This window comes from Xenorhabdus sp. PR6a, assembly GCF_028599065.1.
In the GTDB taxonomy this organism is placed as follows: Bacteria; Pseudomonadota; Gammaproteobacteria; order Enterobacterales; family Enterobacteriaceae; genus Xenorhabdus; species Xenorhabdus doucetiae.
Genome location: NZ_JAQRFJ010000126.1, coordinates 1 through 2,784 on the forward strand (window position 1 = coordinate 1; position 2,784 = coordinate 2,784).

The 2,784-nt window shown below is 39.2% G+C and carries 5 protein-coding genes; 1 reads left to right on the forward strand and 4 read right to left on the reverse strand.

The annotated features are described in order from the left end of the window. Positions 1–609, forward strand: a 609-nt coding sequence (locus PSI15_RS17475; protein ID WP_443256112.1) for a phage baseplate protein, incomplete at its 5' end; no start/stop codon positions are given. A gap of 45 nt (positions 610–654) precedes the next feature. On the opposite strand, the gene PSI15_RS17480 is transcribed toward PSI15_RS17475, so the two are convergent. The 4 genes from PSI15_RS17480 to PSI15_RS17495 form a co-directional block, all read right to left on the reverse strand. After that, on the reverse strand, positions 655–1,440 hold the full coding sequence (locus tag PSI15_RS17480; protein WP_273584629.1) for a glycosyltransferase family 25 protein: 786 nt from the start codon (positions 1,438–1,440) through the stop codon (positions 655–657). A gap of 190 nt (positions 1,441–1,630) precedes the next feature. Beyond that, on the reverse strand, positions 1,631–2,041 hold the full coding sequence (locus tag PSI15_RS17485) for a type II toxin-antitoxin system HicB family antitoxin (RefSeq protein WP_273584630.1): 411 nt from the start codon (positions 2,039–2,041) through the stop codon (positions 1,631–1,633). Between the two features lie 22 nt (positions 2,042–2,063). After that, positions 2,064–2,243 carry a type II toxin-antitoxin system HicA family toxin gene (locus PSI15_RS17490; protein ID WP_025152620.1) on the reverse strand — a complete coding sequence of 60 codons (180 nt, stop codon included), beginning with the start codon at positions 2,241–2,243 and terminating at the stop codon, positions 2,064–2,066. A 154-nt stretch (positions 2,244–2,397) separates the two neighbouring features. Further along, positions 2,398–2,784 (reverse strand): glycosyltransferase family 32 protein (locus PSI15_RS17495; protein ID WP_273584631.1); only part of this gene is annotated, 387 nt, incomplete at its 5' end.

Sequence of the window (2,784 nt, forward strand, 5' to 3'; positions counted from 1 at the left end):
CTGGAAAAGAAACTTGATAAAAAGTCAGTGTTTCAGACAACCGGGACATCGACAACAGGTACTATAAGTCAGAAAGGGATCACCGAGGCATTACAGAATGCTGTCAATATCGACACTATTTACCCGGTAGGCGTGGTGATCTGGTTTGCGCAGAACAGGAACCCGAACAGCCTGTTTCCGGGCACAAAGTGGTCGTATATCGGTGAAAATAAAACTATCCGGCTGGCAAACAGCAGCGGCAATAATGTTCTGAGCAGCGGTGGCAGTGACAGCGTGACGCTGACAACCGCACATTTACCAGTTCACAGCCATAGTTTTTCCGGAACTACGTCTGCGTTTGATTACGGGACGAAAACGACCAATACAACTGGTAATCACTCACACGGAATTCCGACCGGTCGTGAATTTGGCGCGAACAATATGCCTGTTGGTGATGGTAAAAACGCGTACACAACGAATACTGCATCAGCCGGTAACCATAGTCACACTGTTGCAATTGGGGCGCATACACACACGCTTTCCGGCACTACAGGAAATGCTGGTAGCGGCTCATCTGTATCAGTAGTTAATGCTTATATTATGCTGATGGGGTGGTACAGAATTTCTTAAAAATAGAACAAAGCCATGCCAATTTTAGGTAATGGTATGGCTTGATTATTTATTAAATTTTATTTTTCGCTCAATTGCTTTTTTAAAAATAAAATCTTTAAACTGATCACGTATACGATTTAATTCACGGAATAATTTATTTTTACCGACATTTTTTGACTCTATTTCACGATGGATTCTATCGTTTTCGAGCAAGCTTGGAAAGTTCATGTCCGTATTGTTAAATACAAAATCCTGAATGCATAGAGCAGGCAAGGACTGGCAGACAACATACTTATCATCACGCAAAAAATCATTAAACATATCATGGTCAATGGGGTTTTTTAGTGACTCTGTGGTTATTTTATTTAACAAATAACGAGCACCTTTATTTGTGATAATATAACCAGCAGTGCCGAGGTTCTTGCTATTCAGTCGAAATATATCAATTTTATTGTGAATTCTAATGACGGGTTTAACAGATGTCTTTACTTTTTCACTTGATTTTTCTATTTTGATAACATCAATTGCATTTGAAACCCAATCGTATGAAGATAAAGCATGTCCTGATTCCTTTGACAGATAGATATCATCTTCAAAAATACCAGCAACGGAAATATTTTCGTCAATTATTTTTTTCCATAGAGTGATATGACTTAAAAAACAGCCCTTTTCACCTAAAGATAAATTAGGATTGTTAAATGTTACTCCTAAATCATCAGCAATATGTAATTGTGTTTTATTTATAGCATCGAAAAACTCAAATGGTACATTTTTGGACGAAAATTGCTCAGTAATATGTGCTCTTCGTTTTTCATTATTATCACGTAAACTGATTACAAAATTGTTCATTTTAGTGTTCTCAACATGGGGTAATTGCTTCACAATATCATATCACATGTTCACGCAGGCTATTGACATTCAGGTAAGCTATAACGCAGTCTCATTGTGAAGATAAGATGTAATCGATTGAAATAGATAACATAAGTAACGAAATTCCAACCCCTCGGCCTTATATCACACCGAGGGCGTATAACGGAATTTATCTTTTTTCTCGGGCGATCACTTTATCAGCGGCTGCCCGGGCAAGAAAACCAGAACGGCTACCATATTCGGGGTGATTAGCAACAAACTGATCAATCCTGCGGATAAGTAATGAAGGCAGCGTTACATTGATTTTTTCTGCTTTCCCCATCAACCGGGTAATATCGATATCAACCAACGCCCAAACTGCACCCGCATATTCGGTATCATTAATCCAGTTTTCAACCGTTGTTGCTTCCGGCAAGGTCTCGCCATCTTCAACCAATAGTTCTATATGCGCTTCAATTGCTTCGCGCACGCTCTCAATTGCGTCCTGATAGTCATCCCCGCCGGAAAAACAACCGGGAATATCAGGGACGCGCACACCGAAGGATGAATCGCTTTTATCAATAGCAACAGGGTATAACATTTAGACCTCCAGTAGGTGGGGCTTAAAGCCCCGCCTGTTTTTTAATGCTTTTTAGTGTTGGTAACGGTATATCTTTGTGCGGATGTTTTACTGTTACCAACCCCTTTTTTGTCGGGTGTTTAAACTGGTGGTGACTGCCTTTTACTCTTACCAGATACCACCCGTCAGCTTCGATCATTGCTATTGCATTTCTGCTATCCATCCTCCGGCTCTCTGTGTTGTTTTGATGGGGTTATAATAACCCCGAAGTGATGTGGCGTCAAGAGATTTGGGGGTTATTGGGGTTATTTTTTTGTTTGCTAACAAATTAATTATGGCGTGGGGGGGTATCGACGATTTACCGGTATTTTTCGGTCTCAAAAAAAATCATGATGGTGGCTTAAAATCTTCACAATATCATTATGGTATCGTTTATATCTATTTGATTTGCATGTGGCGGGTGTATTTATCTTATTGTGAATATTGATACCACCTTCATGATATAGTGCATAAAGCCTAATATAGTCAGAAACGAAAGCCCATTTTCTGTTTTGGAACGCTTGTTCTGAATATGTATTTTTGATTTTTTCGAATTTTTCGTTATTCCACTCTATGATCTCGTAATCTGGGAGATGTTTTTTCCAGCTATCAATACATTTAAGTATCAATTCAGATTTTGGTTGATTACCTACCCATACATAGTGAATCTTTTTGGGGATCATTTGTAGCCTCAATACGTTGAATATGCCCACTATACCAATCGC